The organism is Jiangella muralis (assembly GCF_001270745.1).
GTDB lineage: Bacteria > Actinomycetota > Actinomycetes > Jiangellales > Jiangellaceae > Jiangella > Jiangella muralis.
Genome location: NZ_KQ434754.1, coordinates 399670 through 424608, shown reverse-complemented (window position 1 = coordinate 424608; position 24939 = coordinate 399670). Strand labels below are relative to the sequence as shown.

At 71.0% G+C, this 24939-nt stretch carries 23 protein-coding genes, 3 tRNA genes and 1 other RNA gene; 11 read left to right on the top strand and 16 right to left on the bottom strand.

Annotation, left to right across the window (positions count from 1 at the left end; genetic code table 11):
* Window positions 1-204 precede the first annotated feature (204 nt).
* Window positions 205-666, bottom strand: coding sequence for an ASCH domain-containing protein (locus ACW62_RS36490; protein WP_083459569.1), 462 nt, complete (start codon window positions 664-666; stop codon window positions 205-207).
* The gene (locus tag ACW62_RS10190; protein ID WP_053203968.1) at window positions 663-2741 is read right to left on the bottom strand and encodes a GNAT family N-acetyltransferase; all 2079 of its coding nucleotides are present in this window, start codon (window positions 2739-2741) and stop codon (window positions 663-665) included. The genes ACW62_RS36490 and ACW62_RS10190 overlap by 4 nt, the downstream gene beginning before the upstream one ends.
* 208 nt (window positions 2742-2949) lie before the next feature.
* Here ACW62_RS10190 and ACW62_RS33090 point away from each other — a divergent pair, with 208 nt between their 5' ends.
* From ACW62_RS33090 to ACW62_RS10180, 3 genes are all read left to right on the top strand, one after another.
* On the top strand, window positions 2950-3804 hold the full coding sequence (locus ACW62_RS33090; protein WP_083459568.1) for a DUF2637 domain-containing protein: 855 nt from the start codon (window positions 2950-2952) through the stop codon (window positions 3802-3804).
* The gene (locus ACW62_RS10185; RefSeq protein WP_053203967.1) at window positions 3791-4012 is read left to right on the top strand and encodes a hypothetical protein; all 222 of its coding nucleotides are present in this window, start codon (window positions 3791-3793) and stop codon (window positions 4010-4012) included. Before ACW62_RS33090 ends, ACW62_RS10185 begins: the two co-directional genes overlap by 14 nt.
* A gap of 302 nt (window positions 4013-4314) precedes the next feature.
* Complete coding sequence (locus ACW62_RS10180; protein WP_083459567.1) at window positions 4315-5733, top strand: site-specific integrase; 1419 nt, start codon at window positions 4315-4317, stop codon at window positions 5731-5733.
* On the opposite strand, the gene ACW62_RS10175 is transcribed toward ACW62_RS10180, so the two are convergent.
* A tRNA-Pro gene (locus ACW62_RS10175) sits at window positions 5722-5798 on the bottom strand. The two genes, ACW62_RS10180 and ACW62_RS10175, sit on opposite strands and share 12 nt — an antisense overlap.
* A gap of 63 nt (window positions 5799-5861) precedes the next feature.
* Window positions 5862-6782: a metallophosphoesterase gene (locus ACW62_RS10170; protein WP_053203966.1), complete on the bottom strand. Its 921-nt coding sequence runs from the start codon at window positions 6780-6782 to the stop codon at window positions 5862-5864.
* A 46-nt stretch (window positions 6783-6828) separates the two neighbouring features.
* On the opposite strand from ACW62_RS10170, the gene ACW62_RS10165 reads away from it, so the two are divergent.
* The 3 genes from ACW62_RS10165 to ACW62_RS10155 are packed head-to-tail and all read left to right on the top strand — an operon-like array spanning window position 6829 to window position 9403.
* The gene (locus ACW62_RS10165) at window positions 6829-8301 is read left to right on the top strand and encodes an MFS transporter (RefSeq protein ID WP_053203965.1); all 1473 of its coding nucleotides are present in this window, start codon (window positions 6829-6831) and stop codon (window positions 8299-8301) included.
* Between the two features lie 14 nt (window positions 8302-8315).
* On the top strand, window positions 8316-8768 hold the full coding sequence (locus ACW62_RS10160; RefSeq protein ID WP_053203964.1) for a GatB/YqeY domain-containing protein: 453 nt from the start codon (window positions 8316-8318) through the stop codon (window positions 8766-8768).
* A gap of 2 nt (window positions 8769-8770) precedes the next feature.
* A complete protein-coding gene (locus ACW62_RS10155; protein ID WP_053203963.1) occupies window positions 8771-9403 on the top strand; it encodes a CG0192-related protein in 633 nt (210 codons plus the stop codon).
* An 11-nt stretch (window positions 9404-9414) separates the two neighbouring features.
* Here the strand turns inward: ACW62_RS10155 and ACW62_RS10150 are convergent, their stop codons facing one another.
* From ACW62_RS10150 to ffs, 7 genes are all read right to left on the bottom strand, one after another.
* Window positions 9415-10479 carry an aspartate-semialdehyde dehydrogenase gene (locus tag ACW62_RS10150; protein ID WP_053203962.1) on the bottom strand — a complete coding sequence of 355 codons (1065 nt, stop codon included), beginning with the start codon at window positions 10477-10479 and terminating at the stop codon, window positions 9415-9417.
* Complete coding sequence (locus ACW62_RS10145) at window positions 10476-11750, bottom strand: aspartate kinase (RefSeq protein ID WP_053203961.1); 1275 nt, start codon at window positions 11748-11750, stop codon at window positions 10476-10478. The genes ACW62_RS10150 and ACW62_RS10145 overlap by 4 nt, the downstream gene beginning before the upstream one ends.
* Window positions 11751-11841: 91 nt before the next feature.
* Entirely contained in the window at window positions 11842-12444 is a 603-nt protein-coding gene (locus tag ACW62_RS10140) for a DUF5063 domain-containing protein (RefSeq protein WP_083459566.1), read from the bottom strand.
* Window positions 12437-13036, bottom strand: a complete 600-nt coding sequence (gene recR / locus ACW62_RS10135) for a recombination mediator RecR (protein ID WP_053203960.1) — start codon at window positions 13034-13036, stop codon at window positions 12437-12439. The genes ACW62_RS10140 and recR overlap by 8 nt, the downstream gene beginning before the upstream one ends.
* Before the next feature lie 11 nt (window positions 13037-13047).
* Window positions 13048-13488: a YbaB/EbfC family nucleoid-associated protein gene (locus ACW62_RS10130; protein ID WP_205629255.1), complete on the bottom strand. Its 441-nt coding sequence runs from the start codon at window positions 13486-13488 to the stop codon at window positions 13048-13050.
* Window positions 13489-13619: 131 nt separating this feature from the next.
* Entirely contained in the window at window positions 13620-15989 is a 2370-nt protein-coding gene (locus tag ACW62_RS10125) for a DNA polymerase III subunit gamma and tau (protein ID WP_053203959.1), read from the bottom strand.
* 46 nt (window positions 15990-16035) lie between these two features.
* An RNA gene (gene ffs / locus ACW62_RS33085) (signal recognition particle sRNA small type) lies at window positions 16036-16132 on the bottom strand.
* A gap of 82 nt (window positions 16133-16214) precedes the next feature.
* Here ffs and ACW62_RS10120 point away from each other — a divergent pair.
* Window positions 16215-16302: transfer RNA gene (locus ACW62_RS10120), tRNA-Ser, on the top strand.
* On the opposite strand, the gene ACW62_RS10115 is transcribed toward ACW62_RS10120, so the two are convergent.
* On the bottom strand, window positions 16290-17078 hold the full coding sequence (locus tag ACW62_RS10115; RefSeq protein WP_053204046.1) for an alpha/beta fold hydrolase: 789 nt from the start codon (window positions 17076-17078) through the stop codon (window positions 16290-16292). The two genes, ACW62_RS10120 and ACW62_RS10115, sit on opposite strands and share 13 nt — an antisense overlap.
* Before the next feature lie 77 nt (window positions 17079-17155).
* Between ACW62_RS10115 and ACW62_RS10110 the strand changes: the two genes are divergently transcribed.
* The 4 genes from ACW62_RS10110 (at window position 17156) to ACW62_RS10095 (ending at window position 20273) form a co-directional block, all read left to right on the top strand.
* Window positions 17156-17488 carry a YciI family protein gene (locus ACW62_RS10110; protein WP_053204045.1) on the top strand — a complete coding sequence of 111 codons (333 nt, stop codon included), beginning with the start codon at window positions 17156-17158 and terminating at the stop codon, window positions 17486-17488.
* 103 nt (window positions 17489-17591) lie between these two features.
* Window positions 17592-18983 (top strand): RNA polymerase sigma factor, encoded by a 1392-nt coding sequence (locus ACW62_RS10105; RefSeq protein WP_083459592.1) that lies wholly within the window; start codon window positions 17592-17594, stop codon window positions 18981-18983.
* A 337-nt stretch (window positions 18984-19320) separates the two neighbouring features.
* Window positions 19321-19626: a type II toxin-antitoxin system VapB family antitoxin gene (locus tag ACW62_RS10100; RefSeq protein WP_053203958.1), complete on the top strand. Its 306-nt coding sequence runs from the start codon at window positions 19321-19323 to the stop codon at window positions 19624-19626.
* A gap of 86 nt (window positions 19627-19712) precedes the next feature.
* The gene (locus tag ACW62_RS10095) at window positions 19713-20273 is read left to right on the top strand and encodes a LytR C-terminal domain-containing protein (protein WP_053203957.1); all 561 of its coding nucleotides are present in this window, start codon (window positions 19713-19715) and stop codon (window positions 20271-20273) included.
* A 10-nt stretch (window positions 20274-20283) separates the two neighbouring features.
* Here ACW62_RS10095 and ACW62_RS10090 read toward each other — a convergent pair whose 3' ends face one another.
* The 4 genes from ACW62_RS10090 to ACW62_RS10075 form a co-directional block, all read right to left on the bottom strand.
* On the bottom strand, window positions 20284-21798 hold the full coding sequence (locus ACW62_RS10090) for a potassium/proton antiporter (RefSeq protein WP_053203956.1): 1515 nt from the start codon (window positions 21796-21798) through the stop codon (window positions 20284-20286).
* 150 nt (window positions 21799-21948) lie between these two features.
* On the bottom strand, window positions 21949-23193 hold the full coding sequence (locus ACW62_RS10085; RefSeq protein WP_053203955.1) for an amidohydrolase: 1245 nt from the start codon (window positions 23191-23193) through the stop codon (window positions 21949-21951).
* A 135-nt stretch (window positions 23194-23328) separates the two neighbouring features.
* Window positions 23329-23418 (bottom strand) — tRNA-Ser (locus ACW62_RS10080).
* 56 nt (window positions 23419-23474) lie between these two features.
* Window positions 23475-24935, bottom strand: a complete 1461-nt coding sequence (locus ACW62_RS10075; protein ID WP_053203954.1) for an ATP-binding protein — start codon at window positions 24933-24935, stop codon at window positions 23475-23477.
* Between the last annotated feature and the right edge of the window lie 4 nt (window positions 24936-24939).

Here is a 24939-nt window from a genome sequence, read left to right as displayed (position 1 = left end):
CGATGGGATTGGACCAAATGGTCAAGCCTTAGGCGCCCGAAGCCGGCGCCAGGCGAGGGCTCGCATTTCTCAACTCCTGGATCCCTCATCGGCGCCGCCAAGGAAGTGTCGATGCAAGCGATGCGCCGATAGAGGAACGACCTACGACTTGCAAGCGACGCGTCCAGCACCAGCTTGCCGCCGTAGCTGACTCGACCGCCCCCTCTAGGACGAGGCTACCCGCGATCGAGCTGCATTTGAAACGGCATTCAGAAGCAGAAGCGGGTCTTGATTCGTTATGTAGCGGAGGCTCTGCGGGGGGTTGAATCTATCTGTTGCGGCGCGCAAGCGACTTAGCGGAATGGGCGCCGCAAAAGTCCTCGGCTCCCGGATGTGAATCAGACAGGCGATGCCCGATCCCTCAAGGTACTGATCGAATTCATCGCGAGAAAGCCCAAGGCTCGATTCGTGTTCCTTCCAGGCCACATCAGGATCATGCACCTCGACAGCCTCGAGCTCTGCCGTACCGACGATGGCCATGGTGGGCGAGCTGGCGTAGAGGAGGAGGAGCGTGCCGGCCGGCGCCCTTGTTGGTCGTCGGCGTACCTCAACGGTCTTGGAACCGTCGAGGATGGCAGTGGCGAAGCGCGGCCGAAGCGAGAGTAGGACCGCTGTTGGCTGGCTCATACGCTGCGGCCCTCGTTGTAGAGAGCCTCGAATAGGGCTGTCGGGATCTGTCGCGGACCTCGTGGTGGCTGGCCGAGCGATCCGTGGGCGATGCTCAGCTCCAGGAATCGTTGACGGCTGATCGGTCGAGCGAAGATCTCCGTATGTGTGAATCGGAGGGCCTGAACCCTGCCGTCCTTGGAGGCGGCTTCGACGGTCTCCTTCCGCCACACGCCCAGGTGCTGGAAGCGGCTATGTAGCTCCACTGGGCCGCCGATCGCGACGGTTTCCAACTGCGAGCAGGCGATAACGCTGGCACGATGAACCACGCCTCGGCCTCCTTCGCTCATGTACCACAGCAGCCGCGCTGGGGGCGTCATTCGAAGTCCGCTCGAACTATTATAGTACACGTGTTCGATCGCCAGTCCCAGTGCATCGTTGCGGGGCACCAGCGTGTCCGGCGTGCCGAGTAGGTCCGCGGAGAATCTCTGTTGAATCGGGATCAGGTAGTTGGCGAGATCACTGTCAAGGATCTTGGCGGGCCACCACGCACGCTCAAGTGCTGCGGCAACCAAGGTGGGCATGCTTGATCGTAAGGAAGCTGGCTCGGCCAGATCGGCTTGACGCGCCGCGACGACGGCGTCATGTTCGACGATGGCGGCAAGGCCGGCCCGTGCGAGAACGAACGTGTACAGGTCGCCGTTGTCCGCGGCGCGGAAGCCATCGCCGATTGCCGCCAGCCTGGCGTGCTGCGAGACGTGCGGATCGGTGATCCGAAGGATCGGCAATCCTGCGCTTTGGGCGCGCACGCGCAGACGGAAGACAAGTTGGCGGGCCAGGGTGTCGCTCACTGTGTTGTTGAGTACGCGGAGGAGCGGGGCCTCGAGCGTGTGCTTTCCGGCGACCAGTCCGTAGATGGCGACCATCCGACCGTCGCCATCGTGGAGGCCCACTCGCTCGTGACGTGCCGCTCCTAGCCCTCGTAGCCTTCTGAGGAACTGCTGGGGCCGCTCGCCGTTCGCCACGTCGGCCAGGGGTTCCGCCTGGGTCTCTTGCCCGCTACCCAGGAGGCGCTCCGAATACGAGGTGTTCAGAACCATGGCCGGCCGGTATGCCTCGGCTCGGACCAGTTCGTCGAGGTGGATGATGACATCCACTGGACGCAGGATTCGGAGCCCGAATCGCTGTGCAGATGCGCTATGAAGCCTCGCAAGCTGCTGATCACGTGTGATGAGCACGTTGAGGCCGGCCGCTGCGGCTTGGGCTACATGCTGTAGGTCGCGAGAGTCCTGCGAGCTGCGAGGGTAGCCCGCGTCGGCGCGTTGAGCGTCCTGCCTTAGCTGGTGCTCGATCTCTGCTGCGCGGCGGCCATGGCTGGGGTCGTGGACCCTGCGGAGTTGGTGAGCTTGGCTCGTGCAGGCGCCGCGCAGCGAGCTTTGCATTTCGTTGATCTCGGCATCGAGCGCCGCCGTGCGTACGAGCTCGAGCTGGTCGGAGAGATGATCAGCGCGCAGTGCAGCTGCCTCATCTGCCCCGGCCCGTGTGGAGTCGGCGAAGTCTCTGAGGATGTTCAGATCGATCGCGGCGCTTACGAGCGTGGTGGTCGGTTCACTGGTGAAAAGGTTGGGATGCTCATGATCGAGCCACCAGTTGACGACAGGGAGACCCTTTTTGCTTCGTCCCGGACCCTCGCTGACCTGCGTGAAGCCAAGCTTGATCCACATATCGCCGAGGTCGTAATCGTGCCTGCACCGAGCCTGTATGCCGAGCCGGTCCGCGTGATCTGTCCTGATGTGCTCGATAAGCAGTCGTGCGATACCGCGTCCCCGGAAGGCCTTGTCGACACAGAGATGGCTCAGTCGTACGCGGCTCCGAGCGAGGCCGAATAGCGCGTATCCAACGACTCGAGCGCCCGACCAAGCCAGGAGCAGGCATCCCTCAGCGGCGGCCGCGTAGTAGGCAGCGAAGGGCATGTGCCCGAGCGTCGATCGCGAGCCATTCCCGAGCAAGATGGCCGCCTTGATTGCGTCCTGATCGCCAGGGTCAGCGACCAGAGCCTGGACGTCTCCGTCCATCGCATCGCGATCTTGCTCCATGGTCGAATTCTCACCGATTCCGCACCAAACTGAAAGATCACCGTCGCCTCGAGACTGATCCATTGAGTTGCCTCACTTCACCAGTGCCCCGGGGGCATGCTGGCTTGCTGGCGGTGATGGCGTCGGGAGGCCGGCAGCCGGACGGTGCGCGGCGAGGCCCTACCTGAGCGCGAGCGCCGAGCGCGCTCGGTAGCCTCAGGAGGAACGCATGGAGCATGCTCAGGACCCTCACGGGACAGTCGAGCGCACATCAATCGGTGAGCGGCTGCGTGTCTGGGTCAGCGACCCGGACGTCGCACTCATCGTCACGGTCTTCGCCGATGCCCTACTGGCGCTCGGCGCGTTCGCGTTGTCGTTCGATGCGCTCAGGGAGCTTGCACTTGCGGCAGGATTGCGCACGGAACTTGTATGGATCTGGCCACTCGTAGTGGACGGGTTCATGGTCGTGTCCACCATCAACGCCGTCGTTCTCAGCGAACGCATTCCCAGAGCCGCCTGGTATCCGGGCATCGCCTTAGTCGTCTTCGCGGTAGTGAGCATCGCTGGGAACGGCTTGCACGCTGCCCGGCATGCCGACATGGACGTGATCAGTGTTCCGGTGGCAGCCGTGGTGAGCGCAATTCCGGCGGTTGCGCTCCTGATCATCAGCCATCTGATCGTTGTCCTGCTCATTGCCCGCCGGCGGAATCCACCTCGCGCCGAGCGTGGCGGATGGTCGGCTCATCGTGTGAGCGATCAAGGGATCGAGCAGTCGATCAGGAGATCCGCAATGTCGAACCGAGGCGCTGGCGAACGGTCAAGCCCGGGGCGTGCGTCCGGCTCTCCTGCAGGCATCGGCGGTCCTGCGCGAAATCGGGCCGACGACGACCTACTCGCAGCCTGGGTGGTGGCGGAGCTGCAGGCGGGGCGGACGGTCACCGGCGACGATGTCGCAGCCCGGATCGGGATGTCCCCAGCGACCGGCCGGCGTCGGTTGCGGGCGCTACGCACGACTCGACCCGACGCCATGGTTGAAGTCGCTCAGCGCGGCAACGGAAGGCGGCCGGTCGATGGAACTCCTTGAGGTCACCGCGATCACGGCAGTCGTCGTGTTGACCATCGGCTGTGCAGGCATCGTCGCCGTGTTCGCCGTGGCCGCCACGGTTAACCGATCCAGAGGTCGAGGATGGGGTCACCTTCTCGTCAGGGTCCTGCGCCTCACCCTCACTGTCTCCGCAGTCGCGTTGGCCGTCGAGGTCGTGGTGATCATCGTCGCTGCTGTAATCGCATAACAGGCTGACGCCTGGCATCCGCGGCGCCGCGGCAACGCCCGGCATCTGGTGAGCCGTGCTGCGCATGACGATGAAGGAAATTGTCCAGGGCCTGCTGGCTCCCGCGCCTCCTCATCGCCCGAGACATGGCGACCGTTTGCCAGGAGCCCCGGGGACGGGCCGCGCAGTGTGCGCGGCGCACTTTCACCCCATCTACCGGTCAGTCCAGCTACAAGGCGCCGGGAGTCGCATCGCGGGGGTGCTGATCGCCTCGCAGTAGTCCCCGACGGCGAAGAAACCCAAACGTGGTGCAGGAGGGGCGAATGGGCTATCCGGAGAAACGTGGCGACTACTACCGGGCGCGGTTCAAGCGACCGGACGGCGGATACGGCACGCTGACCGAGAAGTTCGCCACCAAGGCCGCTGCACGCCAGGCTGCGAACGACGAGGAAGCACGGATCCGTTCCGGCCGCTGGACCGACCCGAACGCGGGCCAGATCACCTTCGGCGACTGGGCCAACCGCTGGTACGCCGGTCTGGACTTGGCCCTGTCAACGATGCAGAACTACAAACATCACCTCGAGGAACACCTGCTCGTCGAGTTCGAGGATCGCCCGCTTGCCGACATCAGCGCTCGGGACATCGATGCATGGCAGAGCAAGGAACGCCGATCCGGGTATAGGCCGTCATCGATCAAGACCTGGCGCAGCACGCTAAGCACCATCCTGGCCGACGCGGTCGCCGAGGATCTGATCGACGCGAACCCGGCAGCCGTACGCCGAGGGCGCGGAAAACGTGCGGGCCGATCCAGCCGCCGCGGCCCCGAGAAGGTCACCACGGATGCGCTCGGAGCCCTTCTCATCGCCGAACGCGCCGCCCTGCTCGCGGGCCGCGACGATGAGTTCATCATCGTTCTCACGATGTTCTACACCGGCATGCGATGGGCCGAGACCGTCGGACTGCGTCCGGAGTACGTCCGCTCTAGGTCCATCCGAATCGAGCAGCAGCTCTGGGAGGCCGACGACGGCGTCTTCCACGAACTGCCACCGAAAGACGACAGTTACCGCGACATCGACACGCCAGCTTTCCTCTGCACCCTGCTCGCGGCACAGCTCCGAAGCACCACGCAACAACCTTGCCCGTGCCATCAACACACCTACGTCTTCACCGGCCGCAGCCAGAGCGCCCACCCGCGCCGGAGCCCTTTCGGCGACTGGATCTTCGAACCCGCCGTCTCGGGCTGGTTTCCCAAGAAACGAGCCAGCGAACAACGTCGACCTGTCCCGCTGGCTGCCGAACCCTGGCCGGGCCGGCCGCTGCGCGGACGCAACAATCAGGGGCGCGCTGAAGCCAACTGGCTCCCTGTCGCCACCGGGCTGACACCCCACGGCCTACGGCACTCCCACAAGACCACGATGGTCGAGCTGCGCACCCCGGAAGTGCTCTCACACGAACGGCTCGGGCACGAGCTCGAAGGCATCGGCGGGCGCTACAGCCACGTCACACCCGTCATGCGACGGGAACTCCTGGACGGCCTCACCGAACGATGGAACGACGCACTCGACACCAGGGCAGCCGACAGGCCATCCTCACCAGTCACGATCCTCGACCGGCTCATCGCCGCACGCCGACACGCGCGCGAGCGGGAAGCCGCTCTCAAGATCATCTCCCGAAGTTCTCCCAACCGGGAGCCCGGCAATCAACTAGGAAGATCGAAAGAGCCTCTGACCTGGTCGGGGTGACAGGATTTGAACCTGCGACCTCTTCGTCCCGAACGAAGCGCGCTACCAAGCTGCGCCACACCCCGAAGTGCTGAGTCAGCATATCCGAGCCGGGCGCAGGATCGAAATCCGGTTCACCCCTCGGTCGGTCAGCGCTCGCCGGTCAGCGTGAGCAGCGTCGCCTCGGGCGGGCAGGCGAATCGGACCCGCGCGTACGGCGACGTGCCGAGGCCGGCCGAGACGTGCATCCAGGCGGCGCCGGGACCGCCGACGCGGGGGTGCCGGGAGACGCCCTTGACGCGGGCGGTGTCGAGGTCGCAGTTGGTGACCAGCGCGCCGTAGCCGGGGATGCACAGCTGGCCGCCGTGGGTGTGACCGGCGAGCAGCAGCTCGTACCCGTCACGGTGGAAGGCGTCCAGGACCCGTTGGTACGGCGCGTGCGCCACCCCGATCGCGAGGTCCGCGTCGGCCGCGGGCCCGGCCACGTCGCCGAGGCGGTCGCGGTTCAGGTGCGGGTCGTCCACGCCGGCGAAGGCGAGCCGGCGGCCGTCGACGGTGAGGGAGCCGAACGTGTTGGTGAGGTCGAGCCAGCCGGCCGAGCTGAGCTCGTCGCGCAGCTCCTTCCACGGCAGGTCGACGGCTTCGGAATGGTCGCGGGCGTTCTGGTGGCGGATGCGCTCGAGCGGCAGCAGGTACCGCGCCGGGTTCTTCGGGCGCGGCGCGAAGTAGTCGTTGGAGCCGAAGACGAACACGCCGGGCAGGTCGAGCAGCGGCCCGAGCGCTTCGAGCACCGTCGGGATCGCCTCCCGGTGGGCGAGGTTGTCGCCGGTGTTGACGACGAGGTCCGGCTCGAGCGCCGCGAGCCTGCGCACCCAGGCCGCCCGGCCGCGGTGACCTGGGGTGAGGTGCAGGTCGGACAGGTGCAGCACCCGCAGCGGCCGGCTGCCCGGCGCCAGGACCGGGACGTCGAAACGGCGCAGCCGGTAGGACCGCACCTCGTAGCCGGCCGAGTAGACGAGCCCGGCGGCGGCCGTCGCCGCCAGCCCGAGCGCCACCCGCTTCACGACCATGCGTCCAGAATCCCACAGTCGGACGCCCCGGGTACTCTCCTTCACCATGAGCGACGGTGTACGCCTCGCCACTCCGCGCGGCCGCGCGCTGCTCGCCGCGACGGCGCTCGGGTCCGGCATGGCGTTCCTCGACAGCACCGTGGTCAACGTCGCGCTGCCGACCATCGGCCGCGAGCTGGACGCGACCCTCGCGGCCCTGCAATGGACGGTGAACGCGTACACGCTGACGCTGGCCGCGCTCATCCTGCTCGGCGGCTCCCTGGGCGACCGTCTCGGCCGGCGGCGCGTCTACCTCGTCGGCGTCGTGTGGTTCACGGCGGCGTCGGTGCTGTGCGCGCTGGCGCCGACGGTCGAGGTGCTGATCGCGGCGCGGGCGCTGCAGGGCATCGGCGGCGCGCTGCTGACGCCGGGCGCGCTGGCCATCCTGCAGACCACCATGCACCCCGACGACCGGCCACGGGCCATCGGGGCGTGGGCCGGCCTCACGGGCGTCTCCGGCGTGCTCGGCCCGCTGCTCGGCGGCTGGTTGCTGGAGTACGACTGGCGCTGGGTGTTCGCCATCAACGTCCCCCTGGCCGCCATCACGGTGTGGCTGATCGCCGTCAGCGCCCCCGAGAGCCGCGACGAGGAGGCCGGCGGCCGGTTCGACGTCGCGGGGGCGGCGCTCGGGGCCGTCGCGCTCGGAGCCAGCACGTACGCGCTGATCAGCTGGCCAGAGAACGGTGCGTCCACACTGAACGTCGGCATGGTCGTGCTGTCCCTCGCGGCGGCGGCCGGGTTCCTCTACCGCGAGCGGACGGCCGCGCACCCGATGGTCCCGCTGTCGCTGTTCTCCGATCGCACGTTCAGCGGCATCAACCTCATGACGTTCGCGGTCTACGCCGGGCTGTCCGGCGTCATGTTCTTCATCGTGATCCAACTGCAGGTGACGCTGGGCTGGTCGCCGCTCGAGGCCGGTATCGCGACGGTGCCGACGACCATCCTCATGCTGCTGTTCTCCGGCAGGTCCGCCGACCTCGCGAAGCGCTTCGGCATCCGGCCGCCGCTGGTCATCGGCTCGCTGTGCGGCGCGGTCGGAGTGGCGCTCCTGGTGACGGTCGGCGACGGCGACAGCTATCTGGCCGACGTCCTGCTGGGCGTGACGCTGCTCGGCGTCGGCCTCACGACGCTGGTCCCGACGCTGACGGCGACGGTCATGGCGTCGGCGCCGCAGCACCTGGCCGGCGTCGCCAGCGGCGTCAACAACGGCGTCGCCCGCGCGGCCGGACTGCTCGCCGTCGCCGCGCTGCCCGCCATCGCCGGGCTGTCCGGCGCCGCGTACGAGGACCCGCAGCTGCTCACCGACGCCTACCGCATCGCGATGGGCGTCTGCGCCGGCCTCCTTGCCGTCGGCGCCGTCGCGGCCATGACGCTGCGGCCGCGGGCGCTCACCGAGCCGCCGACCACCGCGCTGCCCGAACCGGAGCCGACGCCCGCGCCGTGCTCGGCGCCGGGCCTGCCGCCGTCGCACGGCGGCTGAGGCAGACTAGGCGCATGGCAGCCCTCAAGGACCGACTCCGTACCGACCTCACCGCGGCGATGCGCGCCAAGGACAACGTGCGCAAGGCCACGCTCCGCATGGTGCTCGCCGCCATCGGCACCGAGGAAGTGGCTGGCTCGGCCGCCCGTGAGCTCACCGACGACGAGGTCACGGCGCTGCTGACCCGTGAGGTCAAGCGGCGGCGCGAGGCGGCCGACGCGTTCCGCACCGGCGGCCGCGCCGACAGCGCCGAGAACGAGGATGCCGAGGCCGCCGTCATCGCCGAGTACCTGCCGCAGCCGCTCACCGACACGGAGCTCGACGCCATCGTCACGGCCGCCATCGCCGAGACCGGCGCCGAGACGCCGCGCGACATGGGCAAGGTGATGAAGCTGGTGCAGCCGCAGGTCCTCGGCCGGGTCGAGGGCAGCAAGGTCGCCGCCGCCGTCAAGGCGAAGCTGGCCTGACGATGGCGCTGATCCACCGCGCGACGCTGCGGCCGGGCAAGCTGGAACTGCTGGCGACGTGGCTGCCGGACCGGCCGTGGGCCAACGGCGCCACGGGATTCGAGGCGGCCGGCGCCTACCGGTACGACGACCCCGCCGGCGAGGTCGGCCTCGAGGCGCACCTGCTGCGCACTGACGGCGGAGCGGTGCTGCACGTGCCGCTCAGCTACCGCGGCGCCCCGCTGGCCGGCGCCGAGCACGCGCTCGTCGGCACCATGGAGCACTCCGTCCTCGGCACCCGCTGGGTCTACGACGGGTGCGCCGATCCGGTCTGGGTCGCGGCGCTCGCCAGCGCCGCCCTGACCGGCGCGCCGCAGGCCGAGGAACTGGTCGACGTCGACGGCGACCTGGTCCCGCGCGAGCCGTCCGCCCGCGTCACCGGCAGCGGCAGTGCGGACGGCGCAAACCCCGTACTGCCCGCCGACGCGCCGCTGACCCCGTACGACGACGGCCCGACCACCGTCGTGCGAACCGGTGGCCTCGACCTCATCGTCGTCCGCGTCGTCGGCGCCGAGCCGGACGCCGATCACGTCCTGACCGGCACATGGACGAACGGCGGGCCGGCCACGCTCGCGGCGGTGCGGCCGGCGCCCTGACGGGCCCGCCGTCAGGCGGTGGTGAGTTCGGCCGCCAGCAGCTCGGCGATCTGCGCGGTGTTCAGCGCCGCGCCCTTGCGCAGGTTGTCGCCGCAGACGAAGAGGTCGAGCGAGTTCGGGTCGTCGAGCGAACGGCGGATGCGGCCGACCCAGGTGGGGTCGGTGCCGACGACGTCGGCCGGGGTCGGGAACTCGCCGCGGGCGGGATCGTCGTACAGCACGACGCCGGGGGCGTCGCGCAGGATCTCCCAGGCCCGCTCGGTGGTGACCTCGTTCTCGAACGTGGCATGCATGGCCACTGAGTGGGTGGTGACGACCGGCACCCGGACGCACGTCGCCGAGACCTTGAGGTCGGGCAGGTCGAGGATCTTCCGCGACTCGTTGCGGATCTTCAGCTCCTCGGAACTCCAGCCGTCGTTCTTCAACGACCCGGCCCACGGGACGACGTTCAGCGCGAGCGGCGCCGGGAACGGCCCGAGGTCGGAGCCGACGACGCGGCGGACGTCACCCGGGTGGGTGCCCAGCTCCCGGTTGCCGGCGACCTTGTTGAGCTGGTCGTGCAGGGTGTCGATGCCGGCCTGACCGGCACCGGACGCGGCCTGGTACGACGACGCGTTCAGCGCCGTCAGCCCCAGCTCGGCATGCAGCGCGCCGAGCACCACGATCATCGACAGCGTCGTGCAGTTGGGGTTCGCGATGATGCCGCGCGGGCGGTTGCGGGCCATGCGCGCGTTGACCTCGGGCACCACCAGCGGGACGTCGGGGTCCATGCGGAACGCGCCGGAGTTGTCGACCACGACGACGCCGCGGTCGACGGCGACCTGCGCCCACTCGGCGGACACCTCGTCGGGGACGTCGAACATGGCGACGTCGACGCCGTCGAAGACGTCGGCGGTCAGCTCCTGGACCTCGACCTCCTCACCGCGGACGGTGAGCCGGCGGCCGGCCGACCGGGCCGACGCGATGAGCCGGATCTCGCCCCAGACGTTCTGGCGGGTCGAGAGGATGTCGCGCATGACGGTGCCGACGGCGCCGGTGGCCCCGACGACGGCGAGGGTGGGACGGTTGTCGCTCATCGCCCGGTCCCCCCGTACACGACCGCCTCGACTTGGGTGGCATCGAGGTCGAAAGCCCGGTGAAGGGAAGTGACCGCGGCATCGACGTCGTCGGCGCGGACCACCACCGAGATGCGGATCTCGGAGGTCGAGATCATCTCGATGTTCACGCCGGCGTCGGCCAGCGAGCTGAAGAACTTCGCGCTGACGCCCGGGTGGCTGCGCATGCCGGCGCCGATCAGCGACACCTTGCCGATGCCGTCGTCGTAGCGCAGCGACTCGAAGCCGACCGTGTCCTGGATGGCCGTCAGCGCCTCGACGCCCTTGCGCCCGTCGCTGGCCGGCAGCGTGAACGAGATGTCCGTGCGGTTCGTGTCGATGGCCGAGACGTTCTGCACGATCATGTCGATGTTGACGTCGGCGGCGGCGACCGAGCTGAAGATCGTGGCCGCCTCGCCGACCTTGTCGGGGACGCCCACGACCGTGATCTTCGCCTCGCTGCGGTCGTGCGCGACGCCGGAGATGATCGGCTGCTCCATGTCGGCCTGCTCGCTTCCCTGGGAATCGGACACCCACGTGCCGGTGAGCGTCGAGAAACTGGATCGCACGTGAATCGGGATGCCGTAACGGCGCGCGTACTCGACGCAGCGCAGGTGCAGGATCTTCGCCCCGCAGGCGGCCATCTCGAGCATCTCTTCGTACGTGATGTTCGGGAGACGGCGCGCGGTCGGCACGATGCGAGGGTCGGCGCTGAAGACGCCGTCGACGTCGGTGTAGATCTCGCACACGTCGGCGTCGAGCGCCGCCGCCAGCGCGACGGCCGTGGTGTCGGAGCCGCCGCGGCCCAGCGTCGTGATGTCCTTGCTGTCCTGGCTGACGCCCTGGAAGCCGGCCACGATGGCGATGGCGCCGCCGTCGAGCGCCTGGCGGATGCGGCCGGGCGTGACGTCGATGATGCGGGCCCGCCCGTGCGCGGAGTCGGTGATGACGCCGGCCTGGCTGCCGGTGAACGACCGGGCCTCGTGGCCGAGGTCGCCGATGGCCATGGCCAGCAGCGCCATCGACATGCGCTCACCGGACGTGAGCAGCATGTCCAGCTCGCGGACCGGCGGCAGCGGCGAGACCTGCTGTGCGAGATCGAGCAGCTCATCGGTCGTGTCGCCCATGGCGGAGACGACCACGACGACCTCGTGGCCTTCCTTCTTGGTGGCGACGATGCGCTGCGCCACCCGCTTGATGGCCGCGGCGTCAGCGACGGAAGAACCTCCGTACTTCTGCACAACCAGCCCCACGGCACACTCCTCCCACAGCCTTCAGTGCCCCTGGCAGTCTAGGCGACCTGCTGGCTGTGCCCCGAGACGTCCGGATCGCGGGACAAGATGTTCAGAGTTCGGCCTCGACGGGGAGCAGCGCCTCGTGCGCGACCTCGATCTGCTCGTCGTGGTGATCGAGGCGGGTGTGGGCGATCAGCGAGTGCAGCGCCCGCAGCGCCGAGCCTGCCGTCGCGCCCCACGAGGACAGGTAGGAGAACTGCCACCACCACAGCGCCTCGATGACCCGGCCGTCCTTGTAGTGCGTCAGGCCGTGCAGGAGGTCCTGGGCGATGCTGGCGAGGTCGTCGGAGAGCCGGAACCCGGTGGCGCCGCGCTCGGGGTCGACGGGGTCGACCACCTCGACGTAGCCGTCGACCGGCTCGAGCAGGGCGGCGATGCGCAACCGCAGCTCGTCGACGTCGGCGTCGGGACCCGCGTCAGGCTCGAACCGCTCATCCGGCACGACATCGCTGATGGCGCCGAGGCGGCCGCCGGCAAGGCACAGCTGGCTGACCTCGAGGAGCAGCAGCGACAGCGTGCTGCCGGGGTCGGCGCCACGGGCGATCTCGCGGATGGCCAGCAGGAAGCTCTCGATCTGGTCGGCGATCTCCGCGGCGAAATCACCGTACTCGGCGGCAGGGTCGTCGGCAGGTCGTGCAACAGCGCTAGACATCCAGCAGTCTCCGTCCCTCGAATGCGCGGCCCAGAGTGACCTCGTCGGCGTACTCGAGATCACCGCCCACAGGCAGTCCACTGGCCAGCCGCGTGACGCGCAACCCCATTGGCTTGATCATCCGGGCCAGATACGTCGCCGTAGCCTCGCCTTCGAGGTTCGGGTCGGTGGCCAGGATGATCTCTTGCACGGTGTCGTCGGCCAGTCTCGTCATCAGCTCTCGCACCCGCAGATCGTCGGGCCCCACGCCCTCGATGGGGCTGATCGCGCCGCCCAGCACGTGGTAGCGGCCGCGGAACTCGCGCGTGCGCTCGATGGCGACGACGTCCTTCGGCTCCTCGACGACGCAGAGCACGGACAGGTCGCGGCGCGGGTCGAGGCAGATGCGGCACTGCTCCTGCTGCGCGACGTTGCCGCACACCGTGCAGAACCGGACCTTCTCCTTGACCTCGGTGAGCGCGGAAACCAGCCGCCGGACGTCGTCGGCGTCGGCGGCGAGCAGGTGAAACGCGATGCGCTGGGCGCTCTTCGGCCCGACGCCGGGTAACCGCCCCAGCTCGTCGATGAGGTCCTGGACGACGCCCTCGTACACGACGGCCTCGGCTAGCCCTGGCCGGACGGGCGGTCGTCGCCCTCGATCTCGCCCCGGATGGTGCCGGGGGCGGTCGGGGTGTCCGGCGCGCCGGGGGCGCCGGGCGCGCCGCCGCCGAAGAGGCCGGCCAGCGGGTTGGCCGCGCCGCCGGCACCGCCGAGCAGGCCGGCGACATCGTCGTTGATCGAGCCCAGCTGCTCGTTGGCGCGACGCTGGATCTCGGCGTGCGCGTCGCGGACCGCGGCGATGATGAGGTCGGCCAGAGTCTCGACATCGTCGGGATCGACGACGGACGGGTCCAGCTGCAGGTCGGTGAGCTCGCCGGCACCGGTGACGGTGGCCCGGACCAGCCCGCCGCCGGCGCTGCCGGTGGCCTCGGCCTCGGAGAGGTCCTGCTGGGCGGAGAGGAGCTGCTCCTGCATGCGCTGGGCCTGCTGCAGCAGCTGGCTCATGTCGAAGCCTTCGGAACCAGGCGGAAACACGGCTGCCTCCTCACCCACGTGGGGTCTTGTCATGGCACATGGTCACAGCGAGCCTACGTCACCGACCCGGCCCGATCTGACCAGGTGCGTTGACGACCTGATCACTCGTGCTCGATCTCCGCGATGACGGTGGCGCCGAGGGTCCGTTCGAGCAGTTCGCGCTCGGACACGCCGTCGTCGGCCAGGTCTTCGTCGTCGGGGTCGGCGTCGTCGTCGGTCGCCGTCCGGTGCGACGGTGCGGCGGCCCCGGCTGCGGCCGGAGCACCGGCCTGCCCCTGGACCCGGCGAGCTGCTGCCTTGGCCGCGGCGGCCCGCCCAGGACCGGGGTCGCCGGGGCCGGGGTCGCCGGGGCCGGGGTCGCTGGGGCCGGGGTCGTCGGTCGCCGGCGGGGGCGCCTGCGGTTCAGCGGCGGCCGGCGGGCCCGGCTGCGTGGGCCGAGGCGCGGGTGCGGACCGGGCGGACGGCGCTGCGGGTGCGGCGCGGTTCTGCGCCGACGGGTCCGCGGACGGGTCGACGATGGCCTCGACGCGCAGGTCGAGCAGCAGGACGTCCTTGATGGCCTGCTGCAGGCTCTCCTGGAAGTCCGCGCGGCGGGCGAACGTGTCGCGCAGGGTCGGCTGGCGGAAAGCCAGCGTCAGCACGCCGTCGGACACGTCGGAGACGACCGACTCCTGGGAGATCAGGCTCCACGGGGTGCGCTTGATCTCCTTGAGCCGGACCAGCACCTCCGGCCACATGCGGCGCAGGTCGGCGACGCCGCCGGTGGCACCGGACGCGCCTGCCGACGGGATGGGCTGCGCACCGGTCGCCGGCTCGGCCGGTGCGGTCTGCGCTGGTGGCGCCGCCTGTGCGGATGGTGCGGCCGGCGTAGCTGGTGTGGACGGGGCGGGCGGCGCCGCCGGCGGTGCTTGGGCAGGCGGCGACTGGCCGGCCGGGGGCGCCGTCGGCTGTTCTGGCACGGCCGCCTGTTCGACCGCGGCCGGCTCGGGGTCGGGCGCCGGCCGTGCAAGGTCGGCGGGCGGTTCCGCTGGCGGCGTGCTCGGTGTCGGCTCGACCGGCGGCGCGACGGGCGCTGACGATTCCGGCCCGGCCGGCGCCGGCGGAGCGGCGGAGGACTCGGTCGCCGCCGGCGGAGTGGTGCGGGGTTCGGCCGCCGCGGGCGGAGCGACCGCTGGCGTCGTCGAAGCCTCGGCAGGCGGGCCGACCCGGGCGAACGCGGCCGCCCGCTGGGAAGCGCCCGGCGCCGCCTCGGCGACCGGCGCCGGAGCTGGAGCCGGAGCAGCCTCCGCCGGTGGCAGCGGCTCGGCACCGGTCAGTCGTCGCTCGACGCGGTCGAGGCGGGCCTGGATGCCGGACACGGTGTCGTCGGCGCCGGGCAGCAGCAGCCGCGCGCACACCAGCTCCAGCTGCAGCCGAGTCGGCGTGGCGCCCTTCATGGCGGTGATGCCCTCGTCGACCACGGCGGCGAGCCGGACGAGGTCGGACGGACCGAACTGCGACGCCTGGATGGCCATGCGCTCGGCCTGCTCGGGTGGCAGGTCGAGCAGGCCCTCGGCGACGGCGTCGGGGGCGGCGCGCAGGACGATGAGGTCGCGGAACCGCTCAAGCAGGTCGGTGAGGAATCGGCGCGGGTCGTGCCCGGCGTCCATGACCTGGTCGACCGCGGCGTAGACGGAGCGCCCGTCGCCTGCCGACACGGCCTCGACGACCTGGTCGAGCATGGCGGCGTCGGTGAACCCCAGCAGCGCCACCGCGAGGTCGTACGTCACGCCGTCGTCGCCCGCACCGGCGATGAGCTGGCCGAGGATCGACTGGGCGTCGCGCGCGGACCCGGCGCCGGCCCGGGCGACCAGCGCCAGCGCGGCGGGCTCGATGGGCACACCCTCCTGCTCGCAGATCCAGCCGAGGTTCTGCTGCAGCGTCTTCGTCGGGATGAGCCGGAACGGGTAGTGGTGCGTGCGCGACCGGATGGTGCCGATGATCTTGTCGGGCGCCGTGGTGGCGAAGATGAACTTCAGGTGCGCCGGCGGCTCCTCGATCAGCTTGAGCAGCGCGTTCGCCGCGCCCGGCCCGAGCTGATGAGCCTCGTCGATGATGTAGATCTTGAACTGCGACGACACCGGCGCGAAATGTGCCTTCTCACGCAGGTCGCGCGCGTCGTCGACCAACCCGTGCGTGGCGGCGTCGAGCTCGACGACGTCGATGTTGCCGGAACCGTTCGGCGCGAGGTCGAGGCACGACTGGCACTGCCCGCACGGCTCGTCGGTGGGGCCCTTCTCGCAGTTCAGCGACCGCGCCAGAATTCTCGCCGACGACGTCTTGCCGCAGCCGCGCGGGCCGGAGAACAGGTAGGCGTGGTGGACGCGGTCGTTGGCCAGCGCTCGCATCAGCGGGACGGTGACATGCTCCTGCCCGACCACGTCAGCGAACCGGCCTGGCCGATAGGTGCGATACAGAGCGAGCGACGACACCTTGCGAACCCTAGTCGTCCGCACCGACAGATTCCCATCGCGGACGTGAAAGGACCCCTCGCGCACCCGGTAGAGCCCACTTACCCTTGCTGCCTTCCGGCCCTGGGGGAGTTAGGCGGGGTGCCGCCACGCGAGGGGTCGGCTGCCAGTGTACGTGGTCCGCGGCGACGCTTCACATCCGCTCCGATTTCAGCCGGAGCGCCCTCGTCCGATAACCTCTCCGGCGGAGGATTCGCCTAGTGGCCTAGGGCGCACGCTTGGAAAGCGTGTTGGGAGCAATCCCTCAGGGGTTCGAATCCCCTATCCTCCGCCAAGCAGGAAATCCCGCACGACAGCGGCGGTGTCGGGCGGGGAGATGCTGTGGTCGGCGCCACCGGGAACGGTGAGGTAGCGGGCGTCGGGCAGGAGGGACGGCAGGGCTTCGGCCGTCCGCCGCAGGACCGGCCAGGTTTCCGCGCCGGTCAGGACCAGCACCGGCACCTGTACCGCGCGCATCTCCGGGTTCGGCTGGTCGTACGGGGGCGCGGTGAGGGTGGCGTCGTAGACGACGGTCGGGGCGATCGCCTCCAGTTGCGGGAAGAACGGCGACTGCCTGATCCCGGCGACCATCTCCGGCGGCAGCCCGATCCCCTCCAGCTGGAACGTCGTGACGGCGTCGGCGCGACGCCCGGCCGCGATCAGCGCCGCCAGCCGCGCGGGCAGGTCGGCAGGCCGCCGATCCTCCGCCGTCAGCGCGAACGGCACCTCGTACAGGACCAGCGCGGACGCGGCGACGCCGCGAGAGGCGGCGAGCAGGGCGAGGTTCGCACCGGACGAGAAGCCGAACACAGCCGCCGATCCGCCGACCGAGGCCAGAACGGCGGCGAGGTCGTCGATCTCACGGTCGACGGAGTAGGGGGCGGTGTCGCCGCTGTCGCCGCGGCCGCGCCGGTCGTAGCAGACGACGGTGTGGGACGAGGCCAGCTCGGCGGCGACGGGCGCCAGCGTGTGCCGGTCGTTGAACGCGCCGGAGACGAAGACGATCGGGGCGCCGGAGCCGGAGCGGTCGTAGGCGATCGTGGTGCCGTCGGCGGACGTGGTGGTGAACATCGGTTGCTCCTCGAAGTAGCGACGGGTCGACCCCACGACGAACGGTATGGCGCACGATGGACACCATGAGCCCGCCGATTCGGTACCTGCTGCTGATCAGCGCCGACGAGGAGCGCGAGCCCGACATCGCCGACGGCGACGGGCGGCGCCGGTTCGACGCCTGGATGGCCGACCTGGAGCGACGCGGCGTGCTGCGGGCGCACGAGGGCCTGCACCCGAGCCGGACGGCGACGACGGTGCGGGTGCGCGATGGCGATGTGCTGCGCACGGACGGGCCGTTCATGGAGACGAAGGACCAGATCGGCGGCTTCGCGGTGATCGAGTGCGCCGACCTGGACGAGGCGGTCGAGATCGCCGCCGGCCATCCCGCCGCCCGGTTCGGGCAGGTCGAGATCCGTCCGCTTCGATGAACGACGCAAGGGTGTCAGTGCCCGCCCGTAGGGTGGGATCCCTCCCGATCCGGGCGGGTCATGCCAACGTCGACGCGAGCGATGCGAGGCGAACGTGGAGGACGTGACTCAGGCGAACGGCGCCGGAGACCACGCCGGCCCCGCGGACCACGTCGGCCAGGCGAACGGCGCCGGGGCGCACGCCGGCCACGCGAACAGCGCCGAGACCAACGCCGCACCGGCGGAAGGCGCCGGGGCGGACGTCGGCGCCGCCGTCGCCGCAGCGTTCCGGGACGAGTGGGGCCGCGTCGTCGCGACGCTGATCGCGTGGGCCGGCGACTGGGACCTCGCCGAAGAGTCCGCCGCCGACGCGTTCGCGGCGGCGCTGGAGACCTGGCCGCGCGACGGCGTCCCGGACCGGCCCGGCGCCTGGTTGACGACGACGGCGCGGCGCCGGGCGCTGGACCGGCTGCGCCGCGCGAAGACCGGCGATGCGAAGTTGCGGCTGCTGGCGGCGACGGCGGGCGAGGGATCAGGCGGGTCCCCGGTGGGGCGGCCGGACGAGCCGCCGGGCGGGCCGCGAGAACGCCTCGACGACGACCGGCTGCGGCTCCTCTACACGTGCTGCCATCCGGCGCTGGCGTTCGAGGCGCAGGTCGCGCTGGCGCTGCGCACGCTGACCGGCCTGACGACGGCGGAGATCGCGCGGGCGTTCCTGGTGCCCGAGGCGACGATGGCGAAGCGGCTGGTCCGGGCGAAGGGCAAGATCCGGGCCGCCGCGATCCCGTACCGCGTGCCGCCGCCGGCGGAACTGCCGGAGCGCACGAACGCGGTCCTCGGCGTCGTCTACCTGCTCTTCAACGAGGGCTACGGCGCCACGAGCGGCGACGGCCTGACGCGGCCGGAGCTCACCCGCGAAGGGCTCCGGCTGGCCGCCCTGGTGACCGAGCTGCTGCCCGGCGAGCCCGAGCCGCTCGGCCTGCTCGCGCTGCTCCGCCTGCACGACGCCCGCGCCGCGACGCGCACCAGCATGGACGGTGAGCTGGTCCCGCTGGAGGAGCAGGACCGCGGCCGCTGGGACCGCCCGGCCATCGCCGGCGCCGTCGCACTGCTCCAGCGGGCGCTGACGCGGGAACGTCCCGGCCCGTACCAGCTACAGGCGATGATCGCCGCTTGTCACGCCGTCGCTACGCGCCCCGAGGACACCGACTGGCCGCGCATCGTCCGGCTCTACGACCAGCTGCTGGAGCACCAGCCGACGCCGGTGGTCCGGCTGAACCGGGCGGTCGCGGTCGCGATGGCGGACGGCCCGGCTGCCGGGCTCGCGCAGGTCGACGCCGTCGCGGCCGAGCTGGTCGGCTACCCGTTGCTGCCCGCGACCCGCGCGGACCTGCTCCGCCGGGCCGGTGACCATGCGGCCGCCGCGACGCAGTACCGCGCGGCGCTGGCGGCGGCCGGCAACGACGGCGAGCGCCGCTACCTCGCGCGGCGGCTGGCCGAGCTGACGTCAGGCTGACGTAGCCCTGAACGCCGGCACACTCCGAGCAGCTGTCCGACCGAGCTTGGAGTACACGAACGCGCGTCTGGCGCGAGTCGCCATCGACCTCCAGCGGCTGGCAGCACCGCGACAGCGGTCCCGACCAGGGCGCGATCGACAAGAAGACGTACACCTACGACTTCGCGGAGGACCGCCGGGATGACCACCGGCCAGTTGCGCAACTGCTCGAATACCAGGCTGGCGTACTGCTGACCCTGGACCCGTGTAACGCGGCCGGCGAGCTCTCGTCGGCCGCGTTCGCACGTCGTGCGGCATATGCCAGGCAAAACGACGCCCGCAGTTTAGACTGCGCTAGGTGATTTTCAAGCGCGTCGGAGACGGCAAGCCCTACCCCGAGCACGACACGGGTCTGCGGGCGTGGTCCGAGCTTCCCCCGCGCCAGATCCGCTTGGACGAACTGGTCACCACCAAACGCACGCTGAACCTCGAGACCCTGCTGGCCGACGACTCCACGTTCTACGGCGACCTCTTCGCCCACGTGGTCGAGTGGCGCGGCGAGCTGTACCTCGAGGACGGGCTGCACCGTGCGCTCCGCGCGGCGCTGCAACAGCGGCCGGTCATCCACGCCCGCGTGCTCCTGGTACCCGACGCCGAGGCATGACCTGCGGAAACGGCACCTGCACATTAGGCTGACCAGATCACCCCACACCCCTGTCCCGCGGCACCGCCGCCGACCCCGGAGCACCCATGGCGTTCGAGGATGAGCAGCTCACCGAGGAGGAGAGCGCACGCCGGCATCACTGGCGGCGCATCCGCACCTCCGTGACGCTGCTGGTCCTGATCGGTGTGGTCATCGGGGCCGCCTGGTACAGCTGGGCCAACGTCGTCGACGACGAGGAGCCGGGCGCCGCGGGCGCCACCGGCCAGCCGTGCGCACCGGGCGTGCCGACGTCCGCGCCGGCACCGGCGGACGTGCAGGTGAACGTCTACAACGCCACCGACCGCAGCGGGCTCGCGTCGGCGGTCGCCCGGCAGGTCCGCGACCGCGGCTTCACCGTTGTCGACGTCGACAACGACCCGCTGAGCCGGTCCATCGCCGGGACGGCGGAGGTGCGGTCCCGGCCGGACGACCAGGCCGCCGCCGAACTCGTCGCGACCCTGGTGCCCGGCGCCGTGTACGTGCCCGACGAGCGCACCGAGGCGACCATCGACCTCGTGCTCGGCGACACGTTCGAGGCGCTGGCCGATCCCGCGGCGCCGCCGCCGACGCCGTCGGCCGAGCTGCCGCCCTGCCAGGCCGCGCCCTGACGCGGGCGCGTCAGTCGTCCTCGTCCGGGTCGGCCCCGCCGCGCTCGCCGAACCAGCCGGCCAGCCGGCCGCGCCGTCCGACGGCGCGCAGCCGGGCCTCGGTGGCGCGGCGCAGTGCCCGCGGCGCGACGATGAGGATCTCGTCGCCTTGCTGCAGCTTGGTCCGTGGGCCGGGCACCATCGACGTGTCGCCGCGGACGATCAGCGCGACGCCGACGCCAGGCGGCACCCGCAGCTCGCCGATCTCGACGCCGTGCAGCTTCGAGCCGGGCGGCACGCGGACGTGGATGAGGTCGGCGTCCAGGCGTTCCAGCGGCGCGGATTCGACCTCGACGTCGCGGGTCGGGAAGGTCGGCACCATGCCGAGCCGCGTCGCCAGCCACGGCAGCGTCGGCGCCTGGATCAGTGTGTAGAGGACGCTGACGATGAAGACGACGGCGAACAGCCACTCGGCCCGTTCGACGCCCTCGGCCAGCGGGATGGTCGCGAACACGACCGGCACCGCACCGCGCAGCCCGGCCCACGACACGAACACCTTCTCGCGGATGGACATCATGAACGGCGCCGTCGCGGCCCACACCGAGATCGGCCGCGCGATGAACGTCAGCGCCGCCCCCGCGACGACGGCCGTGACGAACGCGCCCGGCATGTCCGACGGCGACGACAGCAGGCCGAGCATGACGAACAGCCCGATCTGCGCCAGCCACGCCAGCCCTTCGACGAACGACCGCGTGGCCGCGCGGTGCGGCAGCTGCGAGTTGCCCAGCACGAGCGCCGCGATGTACACCGCCGCGAACCCGCTCATGTGCGCGAACGCGCCGAGGGCGTACGCCAGCACCGTCAGCGTCAGCACGACCAGCGGGTACAGCCCGGACGCCGGCAGCGCGGTCCGGCGCAGGATGGCCGCACCCACCCGCCCCACCACGTAGCCCAGCGCGGCGCCGCCGATCAGCTCGTACACGACCGTCAGCCCGATCAGCAGGAACCCCTCGCCGGAGCCGTATCCGGTGCTGAGGATCGTCACCAGCACGATGGCCGGCGCGTCGTTGAGACCGGACTCGGCCTCCAGCGCGCCGGACACCCGCCGTCTCAACGGCAGCCGCCGCAGCGTCGAGAACACCGCGGCGGCGTCGGTGGGGGCGAAGATCGCGCCGAGCAGGATCGCCGGCAGCCAGTCGAGCCCGAGCAGGAAGTGCCCGATGACCGCGACCACCGCCGTGCTCACCACCACGCCGACGGTCGCGAGCGACAGCCCGATGCCGAACACCGGCCGCGCCTCGTCCCAGTGCGTCGTCAGGCCGCCCTCGGCCAGGATGACGACGAGTGCGGCGTAGGCGAACGACTGCGCGAGGTCGGGGTCGGAGAACTGGACGCCCAGACCGGATTCGCCGATGAGGACACCGATCAGCAGGTACAGCACGAGGCTGGGCAGTCCCAGCTTCACGCTGGCCCGGACGGCGACGACGGCGGCGATGAGCACGAGGGCGCCGGCGAGCAGGAAGACGTTGAGCGAGTCGACGGTCACGCCGCACCCCCCGTCCCTCGTCCCCGGCGACCCACGTCGCGGCAGGCATTGAGCCTAAAGTGCGACGGGCCTGGTGGCGTAACGAACAGGTGAGCGCGACGTGGCGGCGACGGCGGGTGCGGGGCGTGACAGGGCGGAGCTACCCGCACACTACGCCGACGGCATCCAGGTGCGGGCCGCGGTGACGAGTGCGGTGACGCCGTTCGTGAGCGTCGGCTGGACGACGGGGGCGTAGTGGGGCGAGTGGTTGGACGGCACGGTGAGGAGGGCGGGATCGGTCATGTCGCCGGTCGTGAACAGCGCCGGGTCGGTGCCACCGAGCAACCAGTAGGACAAGGGTGCGGCGGCGCTCGTCGCCAGGATGCCGACGTCCTCGCTGCCCGCACCGGCGCCGGGGTCGAGGATGTTGTCCGGTCCGAGCCATGCGGCGAACGCGTCCAGGGTCCGGCCGAGGGCCGCGGGGTCGTTGACGACGACGGGGAACCGTTCGATCTCGGTGATGGTGGGCTCCTCGGCCGCGCCGGCGATCGCGGCCTCTCCGCGGACGATGCGGTCGACGCTGTCGAGGATGCGCTGGCGCACCCCTGTGTCGTAGCTGCGGATGTTCAGCTGCAGCTCGGCCGCTCCGGGGATCACGTTGGCGGCGTCGCCGGCATGGATCGAGCCGACGGTGAGAACGGCCGTCGCGGTGCTCGGTATCTCGCGGGAGATCACGGTCTGCAGCCGCAGGACCGTCTCGGCCGCCATCACGATCGGATCGATCGAGGCCTCGGGCATCGACCCGTGTGCACCGCGGCCGACGAGTCGCGCGCGCAAGGAGTCCGAGCCCGCGTAGGACGCGCCGGGATGCCCCGCGATCTTGCCAGCCGGCAACGGTGCCACGTGCTGGCCGAGGACGACATCGGGTTTCGGGAAGCGGTCGTACAGGCCGTCGTCCACCATCGCCTGCGCCCCCGCGCCGAGCTCCTCGGCCGGCTGGAACACCACCAGCAGCGTGCCCGACCAGCTCGTCCGGTCGGCGGCGAGCGCGTCGGCGGCGCCCAGGAGGCAGGTCGTGTGCAGATCGTGGCCGCACGCGTGATCGACCGGAACGGTCGCGCCGCTCGCGTCAGTCATGGTCTCCGTGCTGGCGTAGTCCAGCCCGGTGTCCTCCTTGACCGGAAGCGCGTCCATGTCGGCGCGGAGCAGAGCAGTCGGGCCTGATCCGTTCCTCAGCATGCCGACGGCCCCGGTGGTGGCGATGCCGGTCGTCACGTCGAACCCGGATGCCCGTAGCCGATCCGCGACGATTCCAGCAGTGCGATGCTCCTGGAAGCCGAGTTCCGGATGCCGGTGCAGGTCCTTGTAGAGGTCCTCGAGCCTCGGATCGATGGCGATGTTCTCGTGCCCAGCCATGGCCGTCCCCCTCGTCATGGAGCTCCCACCAGGCTAGAAGGGCGACCAGGTGGGGGCGACTGAGCTGGTCTGACGTGGTCCGGAGCGCCGGCACGACGAAGGGCCCCACCGGTGACGCGAGTGGGGCCCTTCGGCTGGCGGTAGCGGTGGGATTTGAACCCACGGTGGAGTTGCCCCCACACACGCTTTCGAGGCGTGCTCCTTAGGCCGCTCGGACACGCTACCGCCGTCGAGGGTACCGGAGCCTCGGGGGCTGTAGGAAATCGAGCGGGCCGTCGAGATCATGAGGTGCGGACGGCCCAGGCGGCGAGGAGGTCGTCGGCGCGGAGGACGAGATCGACGTCGGCGTCGCCGGCCGCGCCGGCCGGGCACACGGCGACGAGGGCGGCGGCGTCGGCGCCCGGGAGGACGTGGCGGGCACTGCGCAGGGCGGCGGCGTCGGCGGCGGTCAGCGGCGTGGTCGTCCGCCACTTGACCGACCCGACCGCCCGGACCAGCGGGCCATGCGCCGCGACGAGGTCGACCTCCGTCGAGTTGTCGCGGTTCCACCAGCCCCCGACGGCGTCGGCGTCGTTCAGCGGCCCGAGGTCGGGCGCCAGCCGCAGCACGGCGGCACGGACGACCGGCTCGATCGCCTTGCCCCGCCACGACGGCCAGCCGCGGCCGAACGCGTCGATCGCGAGGTCTCCGCGTCCACGGGCGATGTTGGCCAGCTGGGGTCCGACGAACCGGAACCAGAACCGCAGGTACGGGTCGGCGACGCGGTACCGCCGCAGCCGGCTGTTCGGCGCCGCGCCGGCGGGCAGGTCGACCGCGACCACCCCGCCGATGCCCGCGAGGACCTTCAGGCCCCGGGTGACCGCGGTCTGCACGGTCGCGGTGTCGCCGTCGATGGTCTGGGTGACCCGCGAGAACGTGACCGGGCCGGCCTCGGCGCTGCCGATGGCGGTGAGGATCCGGCGGGCCTGGGAGTCGGGTGGGAACTCGGCGTCGAGGGCGAGCTGCGCCAGCACGGCGAGGTCGGAGGTCTCGTCCGCCAGCTGCTCGCGGACGAAATCCTCCGCCGTGCCGGAGGCGGCCAGCCGTCCGAGCAGCCGTGGGTAACCGCCGGTGACGAGGTGCGCGTCGAACGCGGCGACCGCGGTGCGGTCCGGGCCGAGCAGCTCCGCGCACTCGTACGGGTCGAACGGCTGGACGACGACGATGCCGGCGCGGCCGAACAGCGGGCGGTCGTGCTCGGTCAGCCGTTCCATCATGGCGACGTCGGACCCCACGACCACGAGCAGGACCGGCAGGTTCTCGAGCGTGCGGTCCCAGGCGTTCTGCAGCGTCCCTTCCAGCGTCGGGTCGGCCTGCACGGCCCAGGGGAACTCGTCGACGACCACGACCGCCGGCGACCGCTGCAGCGTGAGCCGGAGGAGGCCGAAGAACTCGTCCCACGACGCCGGCGGCGAGGCGAACACCGCGGACGCCTCCGGGAGCGGCGTCGTCGACGCGAGGGCGTCGCGGGTGAGGCCGGCGAGCTGCACGCTCGGCGAGGCGTTCTTGACGGCGGTCGTGTAGAGGTACGGCCGCCCGCACGTCTCGACGAAGTGCGTCAGCAGGCGCGACTTGCCGACCTGCCGCCGGCCGCGCACGGCGAGCATGCGGCCGCGGCCCGTGGCGGCGACCTGCGCGAGCTCGCGGCCCAGCCGGGTGAGCAGCGCCCGCCGCCCGTAGAACCGGCCGGGGTCAACATTCATCTAT

Excerpts from the sequence above, each read along its gene's own strand:
- ACW62_RS36490 (WP_083459569.1), bottom strand. The coding sequence starts at position 666 with ATGAGCCAGCCAACAGCGGTCCTACTCTCGCTTCGGCCGCGCTTCGCC.
- ACW62_RS10190 (WP_053203968.1), bottom strand. The coding sequence starts at position 2,741 with ATGGAGCAAGATCGCGATGCGATGGACGGAGACGTCCAGGCTCTGGTC.
- ACW62_RS33090 (WP_083459568.1), top strand. The coding sequence starts at position 2,950 with ATGGAGCATGCTCAGGACCCTCACGGGACAGTCGAGCGCACATCAATC.
- ACW62_RS10185 (WP_053203967.1), top strand. The coding sequence starts at position 3,791 with ATGGAACTCCTTGAGGTCACCGCGATCACGGCAGTCGTCGTGTTGACC.
- ACW62_RS10180 (WP_083459567.1), top strand. The coding sequence starts at position 4,315 with ATGGGCTATCCGGAGAAACGTGGCGACTACTACCGGGCGCGGTTCAAG.
- ACW62_RS10170 (WP_053203966.1), bottom strand. The coding sequence starts at position 6,782 with ATGGTCGTGAAGCGGGTGGCGCTCGGGCTGGCGGCGACGGCCGCCGCC.
- ACW62_RS10165 (WP_053203965.1), top strand. The coding sequence starts at position 6,829 with ATGAGCGACGGTGTACGCCTCGCCACTCCGCGCGGCCGCGCGCTGCTC.
- ACW62_RS10160 (WP_053203964.1), top strand. The coding sequence starts at position 8,316 with ATGGCAGCCCTCAAGGACCGACTCCGTACCGACCTCACCGCGGCGATG.
- ACW62_RS10155 (WP_053203963.1), top strand. The coding sequence starts at position 8,771 with ATGGCGCTGATCCACCGCGCGACGCTGCGGCCGGGCAAGCTGGAACTG.
- ACW62_RS10150 (WP_053203962.1), bottom strand. The coding sequence starts at position 10,479 with ATGAGCGACAACCGTCCCACCCTCGCCGTCGTCGGGGCCACCGGCGCC.
- ACW62_RS10140 (WP_083459566.1), bottom strand. The coding sequence starts at position 12,444 with ATGTCTAGCGCTGTTGCACGACCTGCCGACGACCCTGCCGCCGAGTAC.
- ACW62_RS10130 (WP_205629255.1), bottom strand. The coding sequence starts at position 13,488 with ATGAGCCAGCTGCTGCAGCAGGCCCAGCGCATGCAGGAGCAGCTCCTC.
- ACW62_RS10115 (WP_053204046.1), bottom strand. The coding sequence starts at position 17,078 with ATGTTCACCACCACGTCCGCCGACGGCACCACGATCGCCTACGACCGC.
- ACW62_RS10095 (WP_053203957.1), top strand. The coding sequence starts at position 19,713 with ATGGCGTTCGAGGATGAGCAGCTCACCGAGGAGGAGAGCGCACGCCGG.
- ACW62_RS10085 (WP_053203955.1), bottom strand. The coding sequence starts at position 23,193 with ATGGCTGGGCACGAGAACATCGCCATCGATCCGAGGCTCGAGGACCTC.
- ACW62_RS10075 (WP_053203954.1), bottom strand. The coding sequence starts at position 24,935 with ATGAATGTTGACCCCGGCCGGTTCTACGGGCGGCGGGCGCTGCTCACC.